Raw genomic sequence first — 23,658 nt, 5'->3', positions numbered from 1 at the left:
GAGCACGCTGGAAGCGGCCGGCATGGCGAAGCGCGACCGGGAGATCACGCCGGAGGTGATCGAGCGCTTTTCGGCCATGATGCGCGACGCGCTTCGTGGCCCCGATCCCCACCTGCGGCAGGGCTATCTCCACATGCTGGTGAGCGAGGTGCGCCTGTCGAACCAGGGCCTCATCATCCGTGGTGCCAAGCCGGACCTCGAACTCGCCATCGCACGCGCGGCAGAAACGCCCAGCGCCCCAGTGCCCACATTTGCCCGGAAATGGCGCACCCGAGAGGATTCGAACCTCTGACCTCTGCCTTCGGAGGGCAGCACTCTATCCAGCTGAGCTACGGGTGCAGCGCGATGGGGCCGATAGCGGGTGGGGGGCGGCAGCGCAACCGGCGAGACCCGCCGTCAGGTGAGCGCCCGTGCCGCTGCGACTGTGGACAGAAGCGCGCCGTGGACCATCCCGGGAAACCGCTCCGAGCGGGCCTTGCCAACAAACTGCAGCCGGTCCTTCCAGTTGGCGCCGCAGAGCGCTCGACGGTCGGCCGGCTGCCATGAGCATCCGGGCGGCGGCGCCCCCCGCGGCCCCGGCGCCGATGACGAGGACTGGACGCTCACCGGCGGTTGCCCGCCGCAACACGAGGCCGGAAGACAGCCCGAAGCCAACGCCGCCGACGAGAGACCGGCGGGTGACCCGCCCTCTTCCCTGGCCATCTCGGCCATCATGCGTCAGGCAGCTGGCGCGACGAGCATGCCGGCAGACAGGCGCGGCAGCCAATGGAGGAGGACCGACCGTTCGGTTGCAAGACAGCCTTCTGTCGGCCGGAAATCGGGGTGCGCCACGTGCCAGAAGATCGCGCTGCCGCGGCCAGGCACGACCGGTCGGTCGTTCCAGCCGAGGACGAGGATGACATCGTAGAGTTCATCATCGCGCCACAAACGCTCGGCCGAGAAGGGGTGCGGGTGAAGGACTGGCTGGTTGTAAGCCGGGTCGGCTGGGTCGTCGCTCCAGCCGTCGGCCGGCCGCAGCCAGCGCCAAGGAAGCTGCGGCGGCGGAACAAGATCCCGGTCTGGCCGAAGGAGCGCCGCGCGCACTGGCATGGCGGCAGCCGGAGTTGCACCGTCGCCCTCGCGCTTTCGGTCTGCTGGCACCCATCCGCTCCGTCCGATTGCAGCACAGACGCGTTGCCCGAAGGCGTCGATCCAGCCGTCGCCGGCCCGGATCACAGCTGATGCCCCTGCCGTTTGCGCTTGGTTGCAAGATAGGCGGCATTGTGCGGGTTGGCGGGCAGCACAAGGGGAACCCGTTCGGCAATCGCGATTCCCTGTGCTTCCATGGCGTCGGTCTTCGCGGGATTGTTGGTGAGCAGGCGGATTCTGGCAACGCCGAGCGCGCAGAGCATGGCGGAGGCGAGGTCGAAATCGCGCTCTTCCGCCTCGAACCCCAGCCGCAGATTGGCATCGACCGTGTCAAACCCCTGGTCTTGCAGGGCGTAGGCGCGGAGCTTGTTCATAAGGCCGATGCCGCGACCCTCCTGCTGGAGATAGAGGAGAATGCCGCCCTCGGCCGCGATGGCAGCCACTGCCGCCCGCAACTGGAAACCGCAGTCACACTTGAGGCTGCCGAGCACATCGCCGGTCAAGCAAGCGCTGTGTAGTCGCACCAGCGGGACGTCCCCTATGGCGCCAATGACGAGGGCGAGGTGCTCAGGGCCTCCATCATCCGGGCGGAAAGCGACGACTTGACAATCCTCGGCTCCGGCAAGCGGCAGCCGGGCGCGGCTGACGACCCGGAGGCGAGGGGCGCGGCGCCAGGCAAGCGCGGCAGCCGCATCGGCTACGAGCATGTCGGGCGCAGGTGCGCAATCGGCGACAACGAACGCCGCAGGCAGCAGGGCAGCCCGCTTCAGAAGGGCGAGCGCGGCCTCCCCAGCGCGGCCATGGCGGCCCGGCGCGCGCGTGGGAAACGGGCCCTTGAACGGCACGGCGAGATCGTCTGCAGGGTCGGCAGTTGCGATACTGGCAACGAGGTCATGCCAAGGCATCCGAGTGACGAAGACAGCGCGGGCGCCGGCTGCGGCGCGCTGATTGGTGATGTGGAGGGTGGCAGCACGCTCAGGTGTGAGCAGGAGATCAGCTCGCGCCTCAACCTCGAGTGCGGCCAGAGTCTCAGGCTGGGCAAGTTCTGCCGCCAAGACATGAAGCGCAGCGTCGCCATCGGTCACGCGGATGGCAAGGCCGCGGCGCAGGTCATCGACAGCACGAGCGAGGGCAAGATCAGCGTTCACAAGTCGAAGATGGCGACAAGCGGCACATGGTCGGAAGGGCGCGGCCAACCGCGGGCTTCCCGCAGGGTTGCAACGCTGCGCGCCGTCGCTGCAAGCTCTGGCGAGCACCAGATGTGGTCAAGCCTTCGCCCCCGGTCGGAAGCGGCCCAGTCGCGGGCGCGATAGCTCCACCAGCTATACAATCGCTCGGGCGGAGGCACGAAATGGCGGCCGAGATCGACCCAGCCATGGCTTTTCTGGAAATGGCCAAGCGCTTCGACCTCGACTGGCGTGTGCGAGACCACATCCAGGAGGGCGTCGTGATCCCAGACATCCTCCGGGAGCGGAGCGATGTTCAAGTCGCCGACCAGAATCGCCGGCTCGCGGCTGGCGCCAGACCAGTCGGTCATGCGGGCGAGATAGTCGAGCTTCTGGCCAAACTTCGGGTTGACGCTGCGATCGGGAATATCCCCGCCGGCCGGGACATACACATTGTGGAGCAGGATCCCCGAAGGCAGCCGCACCGCAATATGCCGGGCCTCGCCGTTCGCCTGCCAGTCATGCCGGGCGACTTCGGCAAGCGGCATCCGCGAGGCAATGGCAACGCCATGGTGCATCCGCTGCCCGTGAAGGTGGAGATGGGGAAGGCCGAGCCGAGCGAACAGGTCGCGCGGGAATTCGCCATCTGCACACTTGGTTTCCTGGAGGCAGAGGATGTCGATTGGCTGGCGTGCGAGCAGGGTCTCCACGATATGCGGACGCGCGCGAACGCTGTTGATGTTGAAACTCGCAAGCGTGAGGGGCATTGGCCTTCCTTGGAGCCCGAGGCCGAGCAGCGCAAGGTGGCGCAGCATCAATGCCAGAAGCGAAGATGCGAGGACCACCGTCCCGGGCCGGTTGGATGGAAAGCCAAGCAAATTCGGCAGCGGGCCGACATGGCGATCAACGCATTGGCCCCTACTCCGGGGGCGTGGAGCAGGGGCCGTTTATGCGTTCGTCACGCAAGGGAGAGCGCAGGGCCGGGCAACAGGGGGCAAATCCCGGCAGCATCTCTCCTGTTCCCCTCTATAAAGGCAGGAGCCTTTCTCAAGGGTGAACGAAGGAAGATTGCCCGAAAGGGTTCATCCAATCAAGCCTTGTTCTGCTGCAACCTCCGAATCGGCGCAATCCACATCGCGCCTGCGCTTCTCAGCTGCCCGGGCGAATTGACCGGCGGCGTGGATCGCGGAACCGGAAGAGCGACTCGGACACTGTCACATTCCACCGGAAATCAGAGAGTTCCACTTGCGTAAGGTTGTTCTGGCCGTCGATCACGCGCCAGCCGTTGAGCCGCAGGCCGCCTGGTGCAGCCGAGTCGGGAACGAGGAAGAATCGGATCCGACCGAGGTCAGGTCGCTGCGGATCCTGCGCTTCGACCGTGATTGTGCCATGCTGCGAGGAGTGAGCTTCAGGCAGGATCCGTGCGACTCGGGACAAATCCGCCTCGGGGTCCAGCAGCACGCCAAGCGGTGTCTGGCGGATCGGCCATTGCGAGACCTGGGCCACTTCATAGTCGACGAAGGAGAGGCGCTGGCCGTCGGCGACGACAAGAAACGTGGCTCCGGGCCCATAATCAAACCGAATCCGCCCCGGGCGTTTCAGCGTCATCGTGCCAGTTACGACGCTTCCATCCTGCGCGATCTGGCGGAAGCGCGCTGTCATGGTGCGCGTCGCCGCCAGGGCACGCGAGACATCGCCCATGGACGTGGCTGCATGCGCAGGCACAGCTTCGAGGGCAAGCGGTATGACGGCAACAGCCGCCAGGGCAAGACGAATGCCCAGCCGGAAAGAGATCGGCATCATCGCAACGGGCCTTTCGCAGCAGCACTGAATGCAGGTTGAACCTTCTCCAGCGCTGCGGCGAGCTCGCTGAAATGGTCGATGCGAGCTTGAGCTGACAAGGTCGCTGGAGCTGCCTCGCAGTAGCCGTGCGTGACGAAAATGAAAGGCACGGCCGCGGCCGCGGCTGTCGCAGCATCGGTCGGAGAGTCACCCACATAGGCAGAGGTCGCCGCGGCGCCTCCGGCTGCTGCGATGGTGTCGAGGAGGTGGCGGGGATCAGGTTTCTTCCATGGTCGGGAGTCGGCGCCCAAGATCGCGGCAAAGCGGCCGTGCCATCCCAATGCCTCGAGGAGGGCATGAGTCAGGGCCTCAGGCTTGTTGGTGCAGATCGCAAGGCCGATGCCGCGCGCAGCAAGCCAATCCAGAGCGTCGTCGGCACCGGGAAATGGCCGACTTCTGGCTGCGATATTGGCGCGATAGTGGGCAAGAAAGTGGGCAAGTCCGGCTTCGATGAGGGCCGGGACGGCCTCCTCCGGGCCAGTTGCAGCCAGTCCCCGCTCAAGCAGGCGACGGGCACCCTGGCCGACCATGGTCCGGACCGATTCGGGTGGAACCGGTGGTCGGCCAAGCATGGCGAGCGCGTGGTTCAGCGCTGCGGTGAGATCGGGGGCAGTGTCAACCAAGGTCCCGTCGAGATCGAAGGCGAGCGTGGGAGCAGGAGTCATGGCGAGCACGTGCCGGAGGGGCAGCGCAAAGGAAAGCCCCGCCAAAGGAAGCCTTCGCGAGTGGAAGTCCGCTGCTGGCTGTGGCAGGGCGCCTCCCATGTCCGCATCCGGCCAAGCCCCTGCCGTCATCATCCTCGCTGCAGGCAAGGGCACGCGGATGCGTTCCGACACCCACAAGGTGCTGCACCCGATCGGCGGAAGGCCGATGCTCCTCCACCTGTTCGACACAGTCGCCACCCTCAGTCCAGCGCAGGTGGTTGTAGTGGTGGGCGACCGGGCCGCACAGGTCGAAGCCGCAGTCGCACCGCTCGGAGCTGCAATCGCTGTGCAGGAGCCGCAGCTTGGCACTGCCCATGCCGTGCTGCAAGCGGAAGCTGAGCTTGCAGGCCACACCGGTCCAGTCCTCATCCTGTTCGGCGATGTGCCGCTTGTCGGGGCAGCCACGCTGAAGGCGCTGCTTGCTGCTGTCTCAGCCGAAGTGCCGATCGCGGTGCTCGGGTTCCGGCCAGCGGATCCGGGCGCCTATGGCCGAATCCTTGCAGATGCGGGCGGGCGAATCACAAAAATGGTCGAGGCCCGCGATGCGCTCCCGGAGGAGCTGGCGGTACCGCTGTGCAACGCGGGCATGATGGCTGTTGCCGGAGAACTTCTCTGGCGACTGCTAAAGCACGTCGGCAATGCGAATGCAGCAGGCGAATATTATCTGCCGGATATCGTCATGCTTGCGAAAGCGGAAGGGCTTCAGGCAACCGTCATCGAGGCGGCCGAAGAGGAGCTTCTGGGAGTGAACAGCCGCGCTGACCTCGCCCGGGCCGAAGCGGCGTTCCAGGCCCGGCGCCGGCGCGAGGTGATGGAGGCGGGAACGACTCTGGTTGCGCCGGAGACGGTTTTTCTTGCCCACGATACGCGCTTCGGCCGGGACTGCGTGGTCGAGCCCTTCGTCGTGTTCGGCCCCGGAGTGACGCTCGGCGACCGGGTGGTGGTGCACGCTCACTCCCATCTTGAAGGCGCGACGCTCGGCGACGATTCGGCCGTCGGGCCCTTTGCCCGATTGCGGCCGGGCACCGAGCTCGAGGCGGGTGCGAAGGTCGGCAATTTCGTCGAGACGAAGAAGGCACGGCTGGGCGCGGGGGCCAAGGCCAATCATCTCACCTATCTCGGCGATGCCGAAGTGGGGGCAGGTGCGAACATCGGCGCTGGCACCATCACTTGCAATTATGATGGTTTCGCCAAGCATCAGACGGCGATTGGCGCTGGCGCCTTCATCGGGTCGAACAGCTCACTGGTGGCGCCAGTTGCAATCGGAGAGCGGGCCATCGTTGGCGCCGGATCGGTTATCACTCGCGATGTCGCAGCCGACTCCCTTGCCATAGCCCGCGGGCGCCAGGAAGGCCACGCCGGCTGGGCAAAGCGGTTCCGCGAGGGACAAGGCCGAAAAACGTGAACGGTTGTCACGACATCATATCGAGCTGTCATGCGAACATGTATCAACCTTTCTGACCAGAAACTGGCCAGGTGCCATGCGCTGGCGCGCGGGTCCGGCAAGCTGCGCGCAATGCAAGTCCGCAAGGACATCGCCCCGACATCGGCGATGCCCTCGGCTTTGAGGACCAGTGGCATTGCAACCGGGACTGCGACAAGACCAGGCAGAAAGGGGCCCCGTGCGCGGTGCCACCTTCGAAACCAACTTGCTGATCAGCTGTGGTGTCGAAGCCAGTCGCATCAAGCAGCGCTGGGCGCGCCGGCGATGGCTTGGCCGAACCAGCTGGGTTGAGATCATGGCTGCAGTCGATAACGGGAGGGGTGTCGAGGATCGCCTTGCCCCATGTCTTGATCGACTCGATCGACCAAGTGAGCGACGAGGTCGGGCGATTGGCGGCCGCGATGCGCTGCCCGCAGAGCATCCAGCGCTTACCCGATGCCATCCTCCCCGCCTCGGCGCCGGCGTGCGGCTGCCTTCTCGTCACCTGCGACCCCCGCGATTTCCCGGCGCGCAAGCCGGGCCATTGCCTGTCCTCTGAGCTGTCCTGAAAGGCTCCGTTCGCATGTGTGGAATAGTTGGAATTCTCGGCCGCGGCGACGTCGCTGGCCGGCTGGTCGCGGGCCTGCGCAGGCTCGAGTATCGCGGCTATGATTCGGCCGGGATCTGCCTCATCGGCGATGGCGGGTTCGTGCGCCGCCGGGCTGAAGGCAAGCTTGCCAATCTCGATGCGCGCCTCGCCGCCGAGCCAGCGCATGGCACCTCGGGAATCGCGCACACCCGTTGGGCGACCCATGGCCGGCCGAGCGAAGCCAACGCCCACCCCCATATCGTCGGTGACGTTGCCGTCGTTCACAACGGAATCATCGAGAATTTCCGGCCCCTGCGGGAGGCGCTCGAGGCGGAGGGCCGGGTCTTCACGTCCGAAACCGACAGCGAAGTGATCGCCCATCTCGTCGCCCGCGAGATGGAGCAGGGGCATGCCCCTATCGAGGCCGTGAAGGCCATCTTGCCGAAGTTGCATGGTGCCTTTGCGCTCGCGCTCCTGTTCCGCAGCGAGCCCGATCTCCTGATCGGGGCCCGGCTCGGGGCGCCGCTCACCGTCGGCTTTGGCGACGGCGAGGCCTATCTCGGCTCGGATGCGCTCGCGCTTGCCGATCTTACACAAGACATCAGCTATCTCGAGGACGGCGACTGGGTGGTGCTGCGGCGCGATTCCGTTACGATTTTCGACCGCGAAAATCGTCCGGTCAGTCGGCCACGCCAGCGCTCCGGCCTGACCGGCGCACTGGTTGAGAAAGGCAATTATCGCCACTTCATGCTAAAGGAGATCCACGAGCAGCCCCTGGTCGTGGCCCAGACGCTGCAATCCTATCTGAAGCCGCTCGACGGCCAGGTCGCGCTCCCCATTCCCGATGCGCGGCTCGAGGATGTGCGGCGCGTCACAATCGTTGCCTGCGGCACCAGCTTCTACGCTGGCATGGTGGCGCGCTACTGGCTTGAGCGTTTTGCGCGCGTGGCTGTGGACATCGATGTTGCCTCAGAGTTCCGCTACCGCGAACCCGTCCTCGAACCTGGCGGCCTTGCACTCTTCATCAGCCAGTCGGGCGAGACCGCAGACACACTCGCCGCCCTTCGCCACGCCAGAGCCGAAGGCCAGACGATTGCCGCGGTCGTCAATGTGCCGACGAGTTCGATGGCGCGCGAGGCTGACATTCTTCTTCCAACCCACGCTGGACCCGAGATCGGTGTTGCCTCGACCAAGGCCTTCACCTGCCAGCTTGCTGTCCTCGCTGCCCTCGCCGCCAACCTGGCGCGCGCCCGCGGCAGCCTGACCAGCGGTCAAGAGCGGGACATCGTCCACCATCTTGCCGAAGCGCCAGCGGCAATGAACGCGGCTCTTGCGCTCGACCCTGAGATCGCTGCCTTGGCCCCGCTTATCGCCCCGGCCCGCGATGTCCTCTATCTGGGGCGCGGGCCAGACTATCCGATGGCCCTTGAAGGTGCGTTGAAGCTCAAGGAAATCAGCTATATCCACGCCGAGGGATATGCTGCCGGTGAAATGAAGCATGGGCCTATCGCCCTCATCGACGAGGCGGTGCCGGTGATCGTGCTGGCGCCTTCGGGGCCGCTGTTCGAGAAGACCGTCTCCAATATGCAGGAGGTGCGCGCGCGTGGCGGCAAGGTCATTCTCATCTCCGACCGCGAGGGCGTGCGCGCAGCCGGTGCAGGGCTGATGGCAACGCTCGAGATGCCGACCACGCATCCTCTGATTGCGCCGTTGGTCTATGCCGTCCCGGTGCAGCTGCTCGCCTACCATGTGGCGGTCGCCAAGGGGACGGATGTCGACCAGCCACGCAATCTCGCCAAGTCGGTAACGGTTGAGTAAGCTTGCGTCCTTGCATCACGACTTCGACTATTTCGTCATCGGCGCTGGCTCAGGCGGAGTGCGCTCGGCGCGAGTCGCCGCAAGCCACGGCGCGAAGGTCGCAATCGCCGAGGAGCACCGGGTGGGGGGCACCTGCGTCATCCGCGGCTGCGTGCCGAAGAAGCTGCTCGTTTTCGGCGCCCATTTCGCCGAGGATCTCGAAGACGCCACCCGCTTCGGCTGGACGCTGGGTGCGCGAAGCTTCGACTGGCAGAACTTGCGCGACAATGTGCTCGCCGAAGTCGATCGCCTCAACCGGGCCTACCAGGCGACGCTCGACAGCCATGGCGTCGAGACCTTCCATGCCCGCGCCGTGCTTGCCGGCCCCAACCGTGTGCGCGTCGGCAACCGCGAACTCACAGCACGTCATGTCCTAGTCGCAACTGGCGCCCACCCGCAGCTGCCAGCCGATATCCCTGGTGCCGAGCTTGGCATTACCTCGAACGAGGTGTTCCATCTCGAGCACCTGCCTGAGCGGATTGCGATCGTCGGCGGGGGCTATATCGCCAATGAGTTTGCTGGGATCTTCCATCAGCTTGGAAGCCAGGTAACGCAGATTGTGCGCAGCAACCGGCTGCTGAAGGGCTGGGAGCCGGCCCTTGCTGATCGCCTCCTCCAGATCATGATGCAGAAGCATCTCGACATCCGTCTCAACTGCCAACCGAAAGCGGTCGTGAAGCAGGCAGATGGCACCTTGAGGATTTTGCTCTCCTCCGGCCCAGACGTCGAAGCGGATGTGCTGCTGTGGGCGGTGGGGCGCATCCCAAACGCTGACGGCCTGGGGCTCGAGGAACTCGGCGTGGAGAGGCGCAACCGTGGCGAGATCGCAGTCGACAGCGCGAACACCACAAGCCTGCCCTGGCTCCACGCGGTGGGCGACGTGACCGACCGGATGCAGTTGACCCCCATTGCCATCCGTGAAGGCCATGCCCTGGCCGACCGGCTCTTCGGTGGCAGGAACTGGAAGGTCGATTACACCCATGTGCCGTCTGCCGTGTTCAGCCACCCACCGATCGCCTCGGTCGGGCTGACCGAGCCCGAGGCCCGCGAGCGGCTCGGTGGTGTGCGCATCTTCACCGCCGATTTCCGGCCGATGCAGCATGTGCTCGCCGGTCGCGACGAACGCGCGCTCTACAAGCTCGTCGTCGATGCTTCGACTGACCGGCTGGTCGGCGCCCACATGATCGGGCCTGAAGCGCCAGAAATCCTCCAGGTGCTCGCCATTGCCATCCGTGCCGGGCTCACCAAGGCACAGCTCGACTCGACCGTTGCGCTCCACCCGACCATGGCCGAGGAGCTGGTCCTGATGCGCGAAACCGGCTAGGCTCGCGCTCGGGAGGAACAGCGATGGCAAGCGCAGTGGAGACCGCCATTCGTGGCGCGGTGGGAACGGGGCTTGCCGCACTTGCCGGGTTCAACCGAGGCCGGATGCGCCGCGTGCCCAACCCCTGGATGAACGGGGTGTTCGCACCGCTCAAGGACGAGGTGACGCTGACGGCACTCGAGGTGCGCGGGTGCATTCCGGAAGCGCTCGATGGCCTTTATGCGCGCAATGGCGCCAATCCGCTCGGCACCGAGCACCAGCCGAGCCACCACTGGTTCTTGGGACAGGGCATGGTTCACGGCGTTCGCCTCAAGGAGGGCAAGGCGCTCTGGTACCGCAACCGCTGGGTCCGCTCGACCGAGGTTTCACAGGCGCTCGGCGAGGCACCGGCACCCGGGCCGCGCCACCCGCGAAGCGATGTCGCCAACACCAATGTCGTTGCCCTCGGCGGCCGGACCTTCGCCATCGTCGAGGCAGCCGGGCATCCCGTCGAGCTCGGGCCGGACCTTGCAACGCTCGCCCACAACCCCTTCGACGGCACGCTCACCACGCCCTTCTCTGCGCACCCGCATCGCGACCCGGAAACGGGGAAGCACCACGCCATCTGCTACGAGGGTGCGCCCAACGGCCGGGTCTGGCACGTTGTGCTCTCGCCTGACGCCCGGGTCGAGCGGGCTGAGGAGATCGCAGTCACCGACGGACCCTCAATCCACGACTGCGCCATCACGGACAAGCACATCCTCGTCTTCGACCTGCCCGTCACTTTCGCGCTCGACCGCTATCTCAAGGGCTATCGCTTCCCCCTGGCCTGGAACCCGAAGCATGCCAGCCGGGTCGGTGTGCTCGGGCTCGAGGCGCCAGGCGCGAGCATCCGCTGGTGCGCTGTTGATCCCTGCTACGTCTTCCACCCCGCCAATGCGTTCGAAGCAAGCGACGGCACCATCATCTGCGACCTCGTGGTCCATGACAGCATGTTCGCGACGTCCACCTCCGGCCCCGATGCAGAGCAGATCACGTTTGAGCGCTGGACCATCGACCCGGCCGCAGGGTCCGTCGCGCGAAGAGTCCTCGACGACCGGCCGCAGGAGTTCCCGCGGATCGACGAGCGGCGGACCGGGCGGCAGCACGCCCATGTCTATACGGCCGAAATCGATCTTGCGTCCGTAGTCGCGACTTCGCGGCTCCTTGCCCATGACGTCGCCGCCGGAACCACCGCCATCCATGATTTTGGCCCCGGCGCAATGGTGGGGGAGTTTGTCCATGTGCCCCGTGGCCCAGGCGAGCGTGATGGCTGGCTGCTGGGCTTCGTCGCCTGGCCAGCCGAGGCGCGAAGCGCGCTCATGATCCTCGATGCTGCCGATGTGACAGCGCCGCCAGTCGCCGAGGTGCGCATTCCCCGGCGGATCCCGCCTGGTTTTCACGGCAACTGGATTCCGGCCTGAGGCTTGCCTCCCAGCCGCCTTCAGGTGCATGGGCAAATCTGATGACCCGCTGGACTCCCTCTGGGTGGCGCCCCGATTCCTGGCGCAGTGCCGAGGCGCGGCAGCTGCCGGTCTGGCCCGACCCAGCGCGTGCTGCCGCCGTCGAGGCAGAAATGCGCAGCTATCCGCCCCTCGTCTTCGCTGGGGAAGCGCGCGATCTCAAGGCCCGTCTTGCCGAGGTGGTCGCCGGTCGCGCCTTCCTGCTCCAGGGCGGGGATTGCGCCGAGAGCTTCGCTGAGTTCCACCCGAACACCATCCGCGACACCTTCCGGGTGCTCCTGCAGATGGCAGTGACATTGACCTTTGCGAGCCATATGCCGGTCGTGAAAGTGGGGCGCATGGCCGGCCAGTTTGCCAAGCCGCGCTCCGCTGACATGGAAGAGCAGAATGGGGTGGCGCTGCCCTCCTATCGCGGCGACATTGTCAATGACATTGGCTTTACGCCAGATGCCCGCCTGCCCGACCCGGAGCGGCAGAAGCGCGCCTACATGCAGGCAGCCGCCACGCTCAACCTGCTCAGGGCCTTCGCAACTGGCGGCTACGCGAACCTCCACCAGGTCCACAAGTGGACGCTTGACTTCATGGCCCGCTCGCCCTGGGCCGAACGCTATGCGGAAGTCGCCGCCCGGATCGGCGAAGCGCTCGCCTTCATGGAAGCTTGCGGCATCTCGCCCGACACCGTGCCACAATTGAAGGGTACGGAATTCTACACCAGCCATGAGGCGCTTCTGCTTGGCTATGAGGAAGCGATGACCCGGCAGGATAGCCTGACTGGAGACTGGGTGGACACGTCTGCCCATTTTCTCTGGATCGGCGACCGGACTCGCTTCCTCGGCTCTGCCCATGTCGAGTTCCTGCGCGGCGTGGTGAACCCGATCGGCATCAAGTGTGGCCCCAGTCTCACTCCCGACGAGCTGCTGCGCTTGATCGACACGCTCAATCCCGCAAACGAGCCTGGCCGCCTCACCCTCATCAGCCGCTTTGGCGCCGACCGGGTGGAAGCCCATCTCCCTGCCCTCGTCCGGGCGGTGATGCGCGAGGGCCGGCATGTTGTGTGGTCGTGCGACCCGATGCACGGCAATACCATCAAGAGCGCCTCGGGCCTGAAGACCCGGCCATTTGAGCGGATCCTCGCCGAAGTGCGGCAAGTGTTCGCCGTCCATCGCGCCGAAGGCAGCCATCCGGGTGGAATCCACATCGAGATGACGGGGCAGAATGTCACCGAGTGCACGGGTGGTGCGATTGCCGTCACCGACGAGGCGCTCGCCGACCGCTACCACACCCACTGCGACCCGAGGCTCAACGCCAGCCAGGCGCTCGAGCTCGCCTTCCTGCTCGCCGAGGAACTCGCCGAAGCACGCCGCCGCCGCCCAGCCGAAGCCGCCTAGCCGATCCGGGCCCGGGCCCAGGCGCTGAAGGCGTCCACCGCGATGACCGCGAGCGCAAGGAGGGCAAGGATGGCGCCCACCACGTGCCAGTTGGACCAGTCGACGGCAAGCTTCAGGTCATGGCCGATCCCGCCGGCGCCGACGATGCCGAGGACTGAGGCGGCGCGCACATTATATTCGAGCATGAAGAGAATGGCACCGGCAAGGGCGGGGAGCGCAACCGGCCAGACCGCGTGGACGAAGCGCTTGGGGCCGGAGGCGCCGAGTTCGGCGAGCGCTCCGGCGGCAGAGGTCTCGGCGCCCTCGAACGCCTCATAGAAGAATTTGGTCAAGTAGCCGACCGAATAGGCGACAAGGCCGAGCACGCCAGCCATCGCGCCAAGCCCCACGGCAGCAACAAACAAGAGCGCCCAGACAATCGAGGGCACCGAGCGCCACAGGTTGAGCGCCGCGCGGACCGGCCAGCCGAGCCACGGCGGCACGATGTTCCGGGCGGCGAGGGCGGCAAGTGGCAAAGCGAAGACGGTTGCAAGCACGGTGCCGAGCACAGCCATGCGCAGCGTATCGACGAGCGACCGGCCGAGCTCAGCCCAGGGGATTTCGCCAAGCTGGGCAGGCGTCGGCACCAAGCGAGCAAGGAACTTGAGCGCCTCCGCGAAGGCGCCGTCGAAGGTTGCAGGCGCGCCCGCCATCACCCCCCACGAAAGAGCGACTGCCGCAGCCGTAAGCGCAAGAAAGGTGGCGTTGGGCGGAAGCCTGGGTGGGAGGCTCGCGGCCGGCAGCGGGGGGGCCAGCGCAGCCTGTCCCGCGCCGGGCGTGGTTGCCAGCACATGGCCGGACTGGAGACGAACGATGGTATCGGCATGGGCCTGCGCCAGCGCCACGTCATGGAGCACGGTGACAAGGGTCAGGCCGCGCTCGCGGCGAAGCTCGTCCAAGAGCGCCATGATGGCAGCGGCATTAGCGGGATCAAGGCTCGCAACCGGCTCGTCGGCGAGCAGGATGTCTGGATCCTGCATGAGAGCCCGGGCAATTGCGACCCGCTGCGCCTCGCCGCCGGAGAGGGTCTTGACCGGCGCGTGCAAGCGGTGGCCAAGCCCGACTCGGCGCAGCAAGTCTTCCGCGCGCTGCCGCTCTGCCGAGGGAAAGCGCAGCGACTTTGCGAGGGAGACGCGGGCAAGACAGCCGTGCAGCACGTTGCGAAGCGCCGAGGCGCTGGGGACAAGCCGCAAGTCCTGGTGGATCCGCGCGACCCTTCCACCGATCTCGACTCGGCCGGCGGAGGGAGCGAGCCGGCCGGCGAGCACGGCAACGAGCGAGGATTTGCCGGAGCCAGACGGGCCGATGAGCGCGACATGGGCACCCTGCGGCACGTCAAGATCGACCGCGGCGAGCGCACGCACGATCTCACTGCTCCCCCGATAGTCGAGGGTGAGCCCGCGGGCCCGGATGGCAAGCGGCGCCATTATCGGACCAGCCCCGCGATCGGAAGCCCGGTCCGCTCGATCGCCCGTACGGTCGTGGCGACATGGCGGTTCTCGTCGACCACGCGCAGCCCCGAGGCGCCGTAGACGTCGGACAAAAGCGCCGGATTCGTCTTCGTCATGTCAAGGAGCGCCGCCTGCACTGCCTTCGCCTCAGCAGGAGAGAGACCAGAAGAGACGGCGACACAGTGGGTAGGAACGCCCGGCGTGCGCGCCACAATCCGCAACTGCGCTTGCTTCGCCTCAGGAAGATAGACCGCCCGCTTGGGCCCCTCGACCGTATAGTCGGAGACGGCGCAGACATCACCCCGGCCGGCAAGAAGCTGCTCGAGTGCCTGGGTATAGCCGCCGGCGTAGGCGACCGAGCGGAAGGCGGCCTCGGGCGGCTGTTTCGGCTTCAGCATCCCCTCGGCGATCATCCGGTCATAGGGAAAGACAAAACCGGAAGTGGACGTGCTCGACGTGAATATGATCCTGAGATTTCTGGCGTTCCGTTTGATGTCAGCGAAGTTCTGCAAGATGCTGTCCTTCGGAACGACGAACACGCTGTCATAGTCGGTCCGGGCGCGGCCCTGCGTATCGGTGCGCACTTCCGCCAGGATAAGCTTCGCCCCGCCATCCCGCCTCGCCAGCAAAAACGGCAACGAGGAAAGCCAGGCAATGTCGGCGCGCCGTGAGACCAGCGCCTGCACCGACGCTGCATAGGCAAGCGGGACCATCACCTCGACTGGCCGGCCGAGCCGTTCGGTCAGAGCCGCCGTCATCTCATCGGCGGCCTTGCGGATCCCGGCCGGGTCTTTCTGGGGCTGGAAGGCAAAGACGAGCGGGCGGGCCTGTGCGCAAACGAGGGCGGGCGCGAGCGTGGAGGCTGCGGCCGCGGCGACGAAGGTTCGGCGGGCAATGGGGATGTCAGACATGGAAGGCCTTTTCTGAGAACCACTCGCAACTAGTCCGTTCCGGCGGGTCATGCAAGCCGGCATCGCCGCATTGCAGCCCGCGCAGCCTTTGCGTATAGCTGCTCCGCACTTTTCGGAAGGCCTGTCGCATGAACGTCCCGGTCCGTGCCGAGGAGCTTTACCCGGCGCTCGCACCCGTCACCTTCGAGCAGCTCCAGCATGTGCCTGGCCCGCTGCCGGCCAGATCGCGGACCTTGCGGACCCTCCAGTTCCTGAAGGATCCGAGGGGAACGGTGGCGCGTCTGGCTGCAGCCTATGGGCCAATATTCCGCCGGCAGGACCATTTCGGCTGGGGTGTGACTCTGCTGGGGCCAGAAGCCAATGAGCTGGTCCTTTTCAACAAGGACCGGATTTTCTCCTCCAAGCTCGGCTGGGACCCGGTGCTCGACAAGCTCTTTCCCAATGGCCTGATGCTGATGGATTTCGAGCACCACCGGCTGCACAGGAAGACGCTTTCGGTCGCCTTCAAGCCGGCGCCCATGAAGGCCTATCTCGATGGGCTCACCGAAGGAATCGACCGCACCGTTGCCCGCTGGCCGGCTGGCGAAACAATGAAATTCTACCCGGCAATCAAGGATCTGACGCTCGATCTCGCGGCCGGTTCCTTCCTCGGCGTGCCTTGGGGCCCGCAGGCGCGCGAAATCAACCGGGCCTTCATGAACATGGTGCTGGCAGCGGTTGCGGTCGTCAGGAAGCCGCTCCCATTCACCCAGATGCGCCGCGGTGTGAAGGGCAGGGAGTTTATGTCCGCCTATTTCGCCCGCGAGATCCCCAAGCGGCGGGGCACGACCGCCGACGACATCTTCACCCAGATCTGTAACGCCGAGGACGAGCATGGCAAGAAGCTGACTGATCAGGAAATCATCGATCACATGAACTTCCTGATGATGGCGGCGCATGATACCCTCACCTCCTCTTTGACCAGCCTCGTCTATTTCCTTGGCATCAACCCCGAGTGGCAGGAGCGGCTGCGCGACGAGGTGGATGGCGTGCGGGCGCGGCATGGCGAGCGGCTGCCGCATGACGCGCTTGGCGAGCTCGAGCTCACTGAGATGGCCTTCAAGGAAGCGCTCCGGCTGGTGCCACCAGTGCCGATGATCCCGCGCCGGGCGCTTCGAGACTTCGAATTTATGGGCTATCGCATCCCTGCCGGCTCGGGCGTAGGCGTGAACCCCATGTACACCCACATGATGCCGGAGCACTGGCCTGACCCTGAGCGGTTTGACCCGCTTCGCTTCACGACACAAATGTCGGCAAACCGGCACAAATATGCCTGGGTGCCGTTCGGCGGCGGGGCCCACATGTGCCTCGGGCTCCACTTCGCCTACATGCAGGCCAAGGCCTTCATGTTCCGCCTGCTTTCGGACCGGCGGATTGTCTTCCCTGAAGGCTATCGCACCGACTTCCAGATGGTGCCCATCCCGCGCCCGAAAGACGGGCTTCCGGTCGCATTGCCGCGGCGGTGAAGCGGGTCTTTCTTGGCCTCGCGGTCGTCGCGGGGCTGCTGCTCTTGGCGTTCCTTGCTGTGCGCACACCTGATGTCCCGGCAGAGATCCTGCAGGCGCGCTATGGCAGTCCGGCTTCGCAATTCCTCGAAGTGGCGGCGGGCTTTCGAGTCCATGTGCGCGACGAAGGCCCGCGCGACGCCCCTGTGCTGCTGTTGCTCCACGGCTCCAACGCCTCGCTCCACACGTGGGAACCCTGGGTCGAGCGGCTATCGAACGACTGGCGGATTATCAGCCTCGACCTGCAGGGCCATGGTCTCACCGGCCCCATCCCATCGGGCTGCTATTCCGGCTCCTGCATGGCCAAAACAGTCGAAGACGTCCGCGCCAGGCTCGGCATCGAGCGGATGGCGGTGGGCGGCAACTCGATGGGCGGACTTGTTGCCATCCGCTATGCACTTGCCCATCCGGACCGAGTGACGGCTCTGGTGCTTGTCGACTCAGCGGGAGCGCAACTGGCCTCGGGAGGAAGGAGGCCACTCGGTTTCCGCATCGCCGCAGTGCCGGGCGTCAGGGCGCTCGCCGAGCACATCACGCCGCGATCACTCATCGCGCGCTCGCTCGACCAGTCAACGAGCATCAAATCCGCAGCAAGCCCCGAGAAGGTTGACCGCTACTGGGAACTGCTGCGCCACCCCGGCAACCGTGAGGCAACCATCGTCCGCTTTGCAACTCCGCGCGAACCCTTCAGCGCCGATATGCTGAAGGCGCTTGGCGAGGTTCCGGTTCTCATCCTGTGGGGCCGAGAAGACCGGCTATTCCCGCCCGCCGCGGCGGCATGGTTCAAGGCCGCCTTGCCCCATGCCGATCTCGTCATCCTCGATGGCGTCGGTCACATCCCGCAGGAGGAAGCGCCTGATGCAAGCGCCGAGACCGTGCGGACCTTTCTTCGCCGTCACATGCCAACGCCAGCGCAGGTCCGCGCGCTTCAGTCGCCGGCCTGAGCGCTGCTAGGCGGCCGAGCGCTTCAGAGGCTCGATTGGCACCTGCCGCCGGCGCCGAAGCGCTGCACCAGCAAGGCCGAAGCCCGCCACCAGCATCATCCAGGTCGCTGGCTCGGGGATCGGAATGGATCCTGGCAGGAAGGAATAGGGGATTCCGGACAGAGACTGGATGCGAACGTCAGGGATTCGCCGCCCCTCAAAGTCGGTCACGGATGCCACTCCAAGGAGGCGGAGACTGTTCGCTGCCTTGCAGCCTGCCCATGCGAAGGGCTGCTCCATCCGTGCGGTTGTGACTGCCACAGACTGGCAGATGGTACCAAAATTGTAATCGAGCGCTTCGCCGAACACGAAGGGGAGGACCACGTCAAAGCCGTAGGCGGCAAATTCCAGCTCAGCGAGATGGTCGAACCGCTCCTGACGGTTGCTCAGCCACACAAGGCCCCCGGGCGGGCCCTCTCCAGTGAAGTCCATCTCCGTCCAGTAGCGACGCGAGTCCCGCAAGAAGCTCACAAAATGGCCAAAGCCGAAGCCGCTCAGGGACTCAATCTCGACATAGGCATCAGAGCGCGGGCTGCGCAGGAAAAAGAAAAACCGACCACTCCCGTTCAGCCCGCGCGTTCCCGCCACCTCCACACGCGCATCCGCTGAAAACCGAAGCGTCAACAGCCCCTCGGCTGGACCAGCACCCCCATGTTCAAGAAGCAGCTGATCGAGAAACGAAACACTGGCCGAGACGCTCGCAACCGCCTCGGTGGCGCCTGGAGGGGCGATCGACGAGGCGAGAGTGTAGAGCTGTGCTGTCAGCGGCACCGGGCCGGAGAGGAGCGCTGCCCGCCCCTCCCAGTCGAGGGAGGACTCGAACGCTCCCCCCGTCGTGTCGACCAATCTCTTCTCAAGGTCGAGGGGAAGCGTGAAATTCACCCCAGCGCCACCGACCTTGTCGCTCTGGAGAATCTCGGCGCTATCAATCCGCGCCCTGCCTGCAACTTCGGCAAAGGCAGCCGGCGGTGTGGCTGCGGTTGCTCCCGTGCCGCAAACCATGACGCCCACGATGCCCGCCGCAAACCAACCGCGCACCCCTGAGCCCGCCTTGCCCCGAAAAGCCGACGCTCCCATCACATCGCCTTGCATATCACCCACTGTTGACCTTCGCTCGACACCGGGGTCTTGGCCCCCACCGTGACGGCCACCCCTCATTCCCTTACGACTATCAGCCGTCCTTGACCACACTGTGTCAGGGAAGCACTGTGACAAGGGCGCCGGCTCGCAGCTTTCGCGGCACCGCCGCAACATCAAGACAGGGTCTCGGGCACCTCCAGCCACGTGCGCGCGAACGCTTGGGCCGCGCCATCCGCGATGGCCTGCCGCATCCCGTCCATCATCTGCTGATAGTGCCAGAGATTATGCTCGGTCAGCAGCATCGGGCCCAGCATCTCGCCCGCCTTGAAGAGGTGGTGGAGATAGGCGCGGGAAAAGCGGGCACACACCGGGCAGGGGCAGCGCGAGTCGAGGGGGCCCATGTCTTCAGCAAAGCGGGCATTCCGGAGGTTGAGCGTGCCTTCGCGCGTGAAGGCTTGGGCGGTGCGGCCCGAACGCGTTGGGAGGACGCAGTCGAACATGTCGACCCCGCGCAGCACGGCGCCCAGGATATCGGCGGGCTTGCCCACCCCCATGAGGTAACGCGGCCGGTCGGCAGGCAGCTGGTCAGGCGCGTAATCCAAGACCTCGAACATCGCCTCCTGCCCCTCGCCCACTGCCAGCCCACCGATGGCATAGCCCTCAAACCCCAGCTCCACGAGCCGCTCGGCCGACTCCCGCCTCAGCTCCGCGAACAACGCCCCCTGCTGGATCCCGAACAAGGCTGAGCCTTGACCCGACGGTTCGAGGAAGGCGGTGCGCGAGCGCTCTGCCCAACGCATGGAGAGATGCATCGAGCGGGCAGCCTCGTCGTAAGTCGCCGGGTGCTTCGTGCACTCGTCGAACGCCATGAGGATATCGCTGCCGAGCAGGCGCTGGATGGCAATGGCGCGCTCCGGGCTCACGAAATGGCGGGAGCCATCGAGGTGGGAGCGAAACTCGACTCCCTCTTCGTGCACTTTCACGAGGTCACCGAGACTCATGACCTGGTAGCCGCCGGAATCGGTCAGGATGGGGTAGGGCCAGTTCATGAAGCGGTGGAGCCCGCCGAGCCTCGCTACCCGCTCCGCACCGGGGCGCAGCATCAGATGATAGGTGTTCCCCAGGAGGATATCGGCACCGCTCGCGCGCACGTCGGCCGGCTTCATGCCCTTGACAGTTGCCGCCGTTCCCACGGGCATGAAGGCGGGCGTGCGGATGGCCCCGCGCGGCGTTTCGATGACACCCGTGCGCGCGCGGCCGTCGGTTGCGTGGAGGGTGAAGCGGAACCCCTCAGCCATGGGGCAGCAAGAGGGAGGAGTCGCCGTAGCTGTAGAAGCGGTAGCCAGCCTCGATGGCGTGGGCATAGGCCGCACGCATCCGCTCGAGGCCCATGAGGGCCGAGACCAGCATGAAAAGCGTCGATTTCGGCAAGTGGAAGTTGGTCATGAGGCCGTCGATCGCCCGGAAGCGGTAGCCTGGTGTGATGAAAAGGTCGGTCGTGCCCGTGAAGGCCTCGAGCCCGGAGGCTTCGAGGAGCCGCAATGAGGTGGTACCGACGGCGAGGATCCGCCGGCCTTCGGCGCGGGCCGCCCGGAGCCGGGCCGCCACCTCGGGCGAAACCGTGCCCCATTCGGCGTGCATCCGGTGGTCCTCAGTGCGGGTCGCCTTGACCGGCAGGAAGGTGCCGGCGCCGACATGGAGCGTCACCGTCTCGCGCGCAACGCCAGCTGCGTCGAGCCGGGCGAGGAGCTCGGGCGTGAAGTGAAGCCCAGCGGTTGGGGCTGCGACTGCGCCGTCAGTCTTGGCATAGACGGTCTGGTAATCGGCGCGATCCCTTGCATCGATGGCGCGGCGGCGGGCAATGTAGGGCGGGAGCGGCATGGTACCAGCCTTCTCAAGCGCGACTTCAAGCGGGTCCGGGCTTGCAAAGCGCCAGTGCACTTCGCCTTCGGCCAGCTTCTCCACGACTTCGCCTTCGAGGCTCGCGCCAAAGTTCACACGGTCCCCCACTTTGAGGCGCCGGGCGTTGCGGACGAAGGCGCGCCATTCGCAAGGCCCGAGCCGCAGGTGGAGTGTCACATCGATCGCAGCCTCGCCCTTGCGGCCGGACAGCTGGGCGGGGATGACGCGCGTGTCGTTCATCACCAGCACGTCGCCGGGGCGAAGCAACGCCGGAAGATCCCGCACGTGGTGGTCGGAGAGAGTGACGGGAGTGACGCGGAGCAGGCGGGCCGAATCCCGTGGCTCGGCCGGGCGCAGTGCGATCCGGTCTTCGGGCAGATGGAAGTCGAAGGCAGCGACGTCCACGAGACTCAGGGCCGCGGCGAAGGCGCCGGCGGAAGCGTGGAAGGCGGGAGATCGGCCGGGAGGGAGGCCGCAGGCTTGGGGAAGACTGGCGGCGGCTTCTTGTCAGCGGCAATCGAGGCCTGAAGGATGCGCGCCGGGTTTACTGGCGGCTCTCCACGCGGAATGGCGTCCACCCATTCCATGCCGGCGATCACCCTCCCGAACACGGTGTATTGGCGGTCAAGCCGGAGCACAGGCGCGAAGGTGATGAAGAACTGGCTGTTGGCACTGTCCGGCTCCTGGGTGCGCGCCATCGAGACTGCGCCGCGCATGTGGGGGAGATTGTTGAACTCGGCCTTGAGGTCGGGGAGGTCCGAGCCGCCCTCGCCCGTGCCCTGCGGGTCGCCGGTCTGGGCCATGAAGCCCTCGATCACCCGGTGGAAGATGAGGCCGTCATAAAAGCCGCGCCTAACCAAGAGCTTGACCCGCTCGACATGGGCAGGTGCAGCGTCAGGCCGGAGCAGGATGGTCACTCGGCCGCCAGTCGAGAGATCAAGGTGAAGGAGATTTTCCGGATCGTTGATGTCAGGCCGCGGCGCAATGCTCGGCGCCGCCTTGGCCGGAGCCTGACGTCGCGGGAGTTCCGCACGCGATGCCGGAGCAAGACAAGCGGCAAGTGCGGCAAGGCCGAGGAAGAAGTGCAAGAAACGCATCGCCGTATCTGCGGGATCAGGCCGCGCCGGTGACCCGACGCTGAACAACCCCCTGCTCTTTCAGCCGTGCGATGACATCGGCAGCAATCGCGGGGCTGACGAACCGGTCAATGGCACCGCCATAGCTTGCGATTTCCTTGACCAGACGCGAAGCGATCGGCTGGAGCGCGACATCGGCCATCAGGAACACGGTTTCGATCGTGCTCGAAAGCTGCTGGTTCATGCCCGCCATTTGGAATTCATATTCGAAGTCGGCAACCGCTCGCAGCCCCCGGATGATGACCTGGGCCCCAACCGACTCGGCAAAGTGAATGAGAAGCGCATCGAAGGGAATCACCTCGACATTGGCAAGCCCCGCAGTCTCACGCCGGACATGGGCAACCCGCTCGTCAAGTGTGAACAGCGGGGTCTTGGACGGATTGGTTGCAACCCCGATCACCAGCCGGTCCACCAGTTTGGCACCGCGCCGAATGATGTCCATGTGGCCAAGCGTGACCGGATCAAAAGTTCCGGGATAGACCCCGACGACGGTTTTCCCAGCAGAGGTCACTGGCCGCAGCTCAATGGTCGCGCTCGATCGCAAAGCGGGCGATCCCGCGCAGGAGATCGGCCTCGGCGCCAAACCCTTGCAGGTGGTGGATCGCCTGGTCGATCAACATCTCGGCTTGGGCGCGGGCGCGCTCGATCCCGAGCAGCGAGACGAAGGTGGACTTGCCGCGCGCCTGGTCTTTTCTGAGGGCTTTGCCAGCAGCGTTCACATCGCCTTCGACATCGAGCAAATCATCCGCAATCTGGAAGGCAAGGCCAAGATCGCGGGCATAGCCCCTGAGCTTCATCCTGAGCGGCATGGGCACTTTGCCCATAATGGCGCCGGCCTCGCAGCTGAAGCCGATGAGCGCCCCGGTCTTCAGTTGCTGCAGCCGAGTCGTGGTGGGCAGGTCAAAGCAAGCTCCTTCGGCAGCAAGGTCCATGGCCTGGCCGCCTGCCATGCCGGCTGGCCCTGAGGCGCGGGCGAGTTCAAGCGCGAGCTCGGCGCGGACGAACGGGTCCTCGTGGGTCGCCTCATCCGCGATAAGCTCAAAGGCGATGGCAAACAGCGCATCCCCGGTAAGCACGGCAGTTGCCTCATCAAAGGCCTTGTGGACTGTCGGCTTGCCCCGCCGCAGATCATCATCATCCATGCACGGGAGATCGTCGTGCACGAGGCTGTAGACATGCACTGCCTCGATTGCGAGCGCCACCCGTAGCGCACGTTCGCGATCCACATGGAAGAGGTCACAGCTCGCCACCACGAGCAGCGGCCGCATCCGCTTGCCGCCACCAATGATGGCATGGCGCATGGCCTCGTAAAGCCGGGCGCGCGGATCATCAGGCACGACGAGCAGCCGGTCGAAACGTGCGTCAACCTGCTCCCCGATCGCGTCGAGCACCGGCTTTAACTGGAGTCCCGGCCGCATCAGGCGCCGAATGGCCTGTCCCCGGCAGGCGCACCATCGGCTCCGATCTGGAGTTCGCGGATCCGTGCCTCGGCGCTGGCGAGCCGCGCCTCGCACTGGCCCTTCAACTTCTGACCCTCCTCGTAGAGCGCAATGGCCCGCTCCAAGGGCACCTCACCGGATTCGAGTTCACGCACAATCGTCTCAAGCCGCTTCAGCGCCTCCTCGAAACTCGGACCCTCGTTATCCTGCCCCTCGCCTGCCACTGCCGGCATCTCCCATTTTGCTTGCGCCCGCCCTTTGGACGGGGGCA

The 23,658-nt window shown here is 65.8% G+C and carries 23 protein-coding genes and 1 tRNA gene; 9 read left to right on the top strand and 15 right to left on the bottom strand.

The genetic code is table 11. The features are described 5' to 3' along the window. Window positions 1–292 (top strand): hypothetical protein (locus ACWIQA_RS05585; protein ID WP_448582081.1); only part of this gene is annotated, 292 nt, incomplete at its 5' end. Here ACWIQA_RS05585 and ACWIQA_RS05580 read toward each other — a convergent pair. The 6 genes from ACWIQA_RS05580 to gph all read right to left on the bottom strand — a co-directional run bounded on the left by ACWIQA_RS05580 (window position 263) and on the right by gph (window position 4,801). Continuing rightward, window positions 263–339: transfer RNA gene (locus ACWIQA_RS05580), tRNA-Arg, on the bottom strand. The genes ACWIQA_RS05585 and ACWIQA_RS05580 overlap by 30 nt on opposite strands. Before the next feature lie 378 nt (window positions 340–717). Continuing rightward, the gene (locus ACWIQA_RS05575) at window positions 718–1,140 is read right to left on the bottom strand and encodes a L,D-transpeptidase family protein (RefSeq protein WP_448582080.1); all 423 of its coding nucleotides are present in this window, start codon (window positions 1,138–1,140) and stop codon (window positions 718–720) included. A gap of 71 nt (window positions 1,141–1,211) precedes the next feature. After that, the gene (gene ribA / locus ACWIQA_RS05570) at window positions 1,212–2,276 is read right to left on the bottom strand and encodes a GTP cyclohydrolase II (protein WP_448582079.1); all 1,065 of its coding nucleotides are present in this window, start codon (window positions 2,274–2,276) and stop codon (window positions 1,212–1,214) included. Further along, window positions 2,273–3,061 carry an exodeoxyribonuclease III gene (locus tag ACWIQA_RS05565; protein WP_448582078.1) on the bottom strand — a complete coding sequence of 263 codons (789 nt, stop codon included), beginning with the start codon at window positions 3,059–3,061 and terminating at the stop codon, window positions 2,273–2,275. The genes ribA and ACWIQA_RS05565 overlap by 4 nt, the downstream gene beginning before the upstream one ends. Window positions 3,062–3,443: 382 nt before the next feature. Next, window positions 3,444–4,097: a LolA family protein gene (locus ACWIQA_RS05560; protein WP_448582077.1), complete on the bottom strand. Its 654-nt coding sequence runs from the start codon at window positions 4,095–4,097 to the stop codon at window positions 3,444–3,446. Then, window positions 4,094–4,801: a phosphoglycolate phosphatase gene (gph, locus tag ACWIQA_RS05555; RefSeq protein WP_448582076.1), complete on the bottom strand. Its 708-nt coding sequence runs from the start codon at window positions 4,799–4,801 to the stop codon at window positions 4,094–4,096. Before gph ends, ACWIQA_RS05560 begins: the two co-directional genes overlap by 4 nt. A 97-nt stretch (window positions 4,802–4,898) precedes the next feature. On the opposite strand from gph, the gene glmU reads away from it, so the two are divergent. From glmU to ACWIQA_RS05525, 6 genes are all read left to right on the top strand, one after another. After that, window positions 4,899–6,245, top strand: coding sequence for a bifunctional UDP-N-acetylglucosamine diphosphorylase/glucosamine-1-phosphate N-acetyltransferase GlmU (gene glmU / locus ACWIQA_RS05550; RefSeq protein ID WP_448582075.1), 1,347 nt, complete (start codon window positions 4,899–4,901; stop codon window positions 6,243–6,245). Window positions 6,246–6,604: 359 nt separating this feature from the next. After that, complete coding sequence (locus ACWIQA_RS05545; RefSeq protein ID WP_448582074.1) at window positions 6,605–6,832, top strand: hypothetical protein; 228 nt, start codon at window positions 6,605–6,607, stop codon at window positions 6,830–6,832. A 14-nt stretch (window positions 6,833–6,846) separates the two neighbouring features. Next, window positions 6,847–8,670: a glutamine--fructose-6-phosphate transaminase (isomerizing) gene (glmS, locus tag ACWIQA_RS05540; RefSeq protein WP_448582073.1), complete on the top strand. Its 1,824-nt coding sequence runs from the start codon at window positions 6,847–6,849 to the stop codon at window positions 8,668–8,670. A 10-nt stretch (window positions 8,671–8,680) separates the two neighbouring features. Next, window positions 8,681–10,033 (top strand): glutathione-disulfide reductase, encoded by a 1,353-nt coding sequence (gorA, locus tag ACWIQA_RS05535; RefSeq protein ID WP_448582072.1) that lies wholly within the window; start codon window positions 8,681–8,683, stop codon window positions 10,031–10,033. Between the two features lie 23 nt (window positions 10,034–10,056). Continuing rightward, a complete protein-coding gene (locus tag ACWIQA_RS05530; protein ID WP_448582071.1) occupies window positions 10,057–11,475 on the top strand; it encodes a carotenoid oxygenase family protein in 1,419 nt (472 codons plus the stop codon). A gap of 41 nt (window positions 11,476–11,516) precedes the next feature. After that, window positions 11,517–12,902, top strand: coding sequence for a class II 3-deoxy-7-phosphoheptulonate synthase (locus ACWIQA_RS05525; protein ID WP_448582070.1), 1,386 nt, complete (start codon window positions 11,517–11,519; stop codon window positions 12,900–12,902). Here ACWIQA_RS05525 and phnE read toward each other — a convergent pair. Both phnE and phnD read right to left on the bottom strand, forming a co-directional pair. Further along, complete coding sequence (gene phnE, locus ACWIQA_RS05520; RefSeq protein WP_448582069.1) at window positions 12,899–14,368, bottom strand: phosphonate ABC transporter, permease protein PhnE; 1,470 nt, start codon at window positions 14,366–14,368, stop codon at window positions 12,899–12,901. The genes ACWIQA_RS05525 and phnE overlap by 4 nt on opposite strands. Next, on the bottom strand, window positions 14,368–15,303 hold the full coding sequence (gene phnD, locus ACWIQA_RS05515; RefSeq protein ID WP_448582068.1) for a phosphate/phosphite/phosphonate ABC transporter substrate-binding protein: 936 nt from the start codon (window positions 15,301–15,303) through the stop codon (window positions 14,368–14,370). Before phnD ends, phnE begins: the two co-directional genes overlap by 1 nt. A gap of 128 nt (window positions 15,304–15,431) precedes the next feature. Here phnD and ACWIQA_RS05510 point away from each other — a divergent pair, with 128 nt between their 5' ends. Both ACWIQA_RS05510 and ACWIQA_RS05505 read left to right on the top strand, forming a co-directional pair. Continuing rightward, window positions 15,432–16,808, top strand: a complete 1,377-nt coding sequence (locus ACWIQA_RS05510; protein ID WP_448582067.1) for a cytochrome P450 — start codon at window positions 15,432–15,434, stop codon at window positions 16,806–16,808. Then, window positions 16,805–17,791 carry an alpha/beta fold hydrolase gene (locus tag ACWIQA_RS05505; RefSeq protein WP_448582066.1) on the top strand — a complete coding sequence of 329 codons (987 nt, stop codon included), beginning with the start codon at window positions 16,805–16,807 and terminating at the stop codon, window positions 17,789–17,791. The genes ACWIQA_RS05510 and ACWIQA_RS05505 overlap by 4 nt, the downstream gene beginning before the upstream one ends. Before the next feature lie 6 nt (window positions 17,792–17,797). Here ACWIQA_RS05505 and ACWIQA_RS05500 read toward each other — a convergent pair whose 3' ends face one another. The 7 genes from ACWIQA_RS05500 to xseB all read right to left on the bottom strand — a co-directional run bounded on the left by ACWIQA_RS05500 (window position 17,798) and on the right by xseB (window position 23,620). Beyond that, a complete protein-coding gene (locus tag ACWIQA_RS05500) occupies window positions 17,798–18,841 on the bottom strand; it encodes a PEPxxWA-CTERM sorting domain-containing protein (protein ID WP_448582065.1) in 1,044 nt (347 codons plus the stop codon). Window positions 18,842–19,083: 242 nt separating this feature from the next. Continuing rightward, on the bottom strand, window positions 19,084–20,208 hold the full coding sequence (gene tgt / locus ACWIQA_RS05495) for a tRNA guanosine(34) transglycosylase Tgt (RefSeq protein WP_448582064.1): 1,125 nt from the start codon (window positions 20,206–20,208) through the stop codon (window positions 19,084–19,086). Further along, window positions 20,201–21,217 (bottom strand): tRNA preQ1(34) S-adenosylmethionine ribosyltransferase-isomerase QueA, encoded by a 1,017-nt coding sequence (gene queA / locus ACWIQA_RS05490; RefSeq protein ID WP_448582063.1) that lies wholly within the window; start codon window positions 21,215–21,217, stop codon window positions 20,201–20,203. The genes tgt and queA overlap by 8 nt, the downstream gene beginning before the upstream one ends. A 5-nt stretch (window positions 21,218–21,222) precedes the next feature. Next, on the bottom strand, window positions 21,223–21,909 hold the full coding sequence (locus tag ACWIQA_RS05485) for a peptidylprolyl isomerase (RefSeq protein WP_448582062.1): 687 nt from the start codon (window positions 21,907–21,909) through the stop codon (window positions 21,223–21,225). Window positions 21,910–21,925: 16 nt separating this feature from the next. Continuing rightward, a complete protein-coding gene (gene coaD / locus ACWIQA_RS05480; RefSeq protein WP_448582061.1) occupies window positions 21,926–22,459 on the bottom strand; it encodes a pantetheine-phosphate adenylyltransferase in 534 nt (177 codons plus the stop codon). A 10-nt stretch (window positions 22,460–22,469) separates the two neighbouring features. After that, the gene (locus ACWIQA_RS05475; RefSeq protein WP_448582060.1) at window positions 22,470–23,366 is read right to left on the bottom strand and encodes a polyprenyl synthetase family protein; all 897 of its coding nucleotides are present in this window, start codon (window positions 23,364–23,366) and stop codon (window positions 22,470–22,472) included. Further along, window positions 23,366–23,620, bottom strand: coding sequence for an exodeoxyribonuclease VII small subunit (gene xseB, locus ACWIQA_RS05470; RefSeq protein ID WP_448582059.1), 255 nt, complete (start codon window positions 23,618–23,620; stop codon window positions 23,366–23,368). The genes ACWIQA_RS05475 and xseB overlap by 1 nt, the downstream gene beginning before the upstream one ends. Window positions 23,621–23,658 lie beyond the last annotated feature (38 nt).

It is taken from the genome of Thermaurantiacus sp. (genome assembly GCF_053487655.1).
This window is presented reverse-complemented; position numbering and strand designations above follow the sequence as displayed.